Here is a 1,880-nt window from a genome sequence, read left to right as displayed (position 1 = left end):
CATCACTATCAAGCTAAGATTATACAATATCAAGTATAGTAGAGATTATTTCTTTTTTCTAAAAGCCAGGCTTAGAAAATTTAAAGGTTTGCATGCGAAATAAACCCTATCGGGTTTCATTTTTTGAATTAGGCCGCTTGATCTTCAGAAATGGTAGAATTGTAAACGACACCTAATATATCAAAGACTGTTTTCTTCTCATATCTGTGAGATTTTCGCCCATTTTGCTGTAGGAGGTTGAACAGGCGAATGAGAATCTTTGATAATTCTTGGGTGTCTTTCTGTATGGCTTGATAAATAAGAAAAAAATAATCTCTAATCATATATATGGCCTTATATTCACTCAGCTCTCGTTTCTTTTTCATAAGAAGTAGTTGACGCATTTGAAACATAGTAGAAGAACAGAGGAGAATGGCGATCAGTTGCCCATACAAATGGCATTCTAATCTTTCTCGTTTTATTTTTTTACAATGGTGAATATGAAAGAATGATTTCCATGTTTTAAATAAAATCTCGATTTGCCAACGTAAAGAGTACCAATCATGTACTTGTCCCATCGGGACAGTATCTGTAGAGGTGTTTGTCATATATACATTGATACCACTGAGACGTTTACTACGAGGGGAATACTTTATTCCTTTCTTTTTCTCTCTTACAGCTTGATCTTGCAATCGTTTTTGTTGTTGTTCATCTGTAAGTCGATGAACAATCACACGAGTTGGTACTTTATCAGTCATTCCTACATAAGCATCGGATATTTCATAGGTTTGTCCTGGTTGGAGAGAGTTCATTAATACCTCCATATCTATCTGTATATACTCTGTACCTTTCTTGATTCTTCCATCTTGAAAATAATCAGGTGTGAGATTTTTTTGATAAATACGTGTATTGGATTTAATACGAGAGATATAGTAAGCCTTTTTATCTTGTATATGTTGAAGATCTTTCAAATGAAAATACCCTAAATCACGGATACATAAATCATTTGGTGTTACAGTTGGAACACACAGAGAACCATAGGTTCGATCATGTTGTTTCCCTGGACCTGTATGGATATGTAGGAATTGTCCGCTTAATAGGTCATATTCAAGTTGAATTTTCATCCCAGCAGTATGGCTACATCCTCCAGCCCCAGGATAAATGGTTGAAAATATATCTGGAAGCTGAAATGCAGTGGAATCTAAAATGCGAATACGCTTGAAAACAGAGGTGTATGGAGAAGAAAGTGGCATAGATGAAGTTAATTTTTTATTTAGAAGGTTAGTCAATATATGTTGTAAAAACTGAACTGCTGATGTATTAAACCGTTGATTCAGTCCTTCTGGACTGATGAGTACTTCTGTGGATGATTCTAAACAGCTAGATAACTGAGCTAAAGAGGTTGTAGCGATATTTTGACTCATCCATATACATAAAGCGACTAAATCTTTTGCTTGGTATTTACTAGTTCGTTGTACAAAACCAACATCTCTAGCAAGATCCCGTAAGGTATTTGGAGATAAAAAACTTTGAATCTCTTGAGCAAATAGTTGTAATTCATCAGACACAGAAACAGACATAAAAAACGCCATCCTTTCCTATAATTCTACAGAAAGGATAACGCCTTTTTTACTTTATGGATAGTCCAAAACCTTAATTTTATAGCGATGTAGCGGTACCAAATATCCGTTTAATAATTATTTATGCTAACTTTATATATCTGTATAATCAAACGTTATTATTCATTTTTAATTGCTCTAAAAGATAATCACAGACATTCACAAAAATACATTGTTTTTTTAAACTTAATAATAAGTATTTCAATTCAAATTCTTGATAAAAAATCTTAGTGATATATAGTTTAAACTCATCTAAATTAGGCTTTTCTGGGCTATATAGCA

At 33.2% G+C, this 1,880-nt stretch carries 1 protein-coding gene and 1 pseudogene; both read right to left on the bottom strand.

The annotated features are described in order from the left end of the window. Positions 1 to 128 precede the first annotated feature (128 nt). Positions 129 to 1,559 carry an IS4 family transposase gene (locus MR168_RS32685; protein ID WP_000116992.1) on the bottom strand — a complete coding sequence of 477 codons (1,431 nt, stop codon included), beginning with the start codon at positions 1,557 to 1,559 and terminating at the stop codon, positions 129 to 131. A gap of 148 nt (positions 1,560 to 1,707) precedes the next feature. Then, positions 1,708 to 1,880: pseudogene (locus tag MR168_RS32680) on the bottom strand (DUF1878 family protein); the annotation flags it as partial.

Origin of the sequence: Bacillus cereus group sp. BfR-BA-01356 (assembly GCF_022663635.1) — a bacterium.
GTDB lineage: Bacteria > Bacillota > Bacilli > Bacillales > Bacillaceae_G > Bacillus_A > Bacillus_A cereus.
This window is presented reverse-complemented; position numbering and strand designations above follow the sequence as displayed.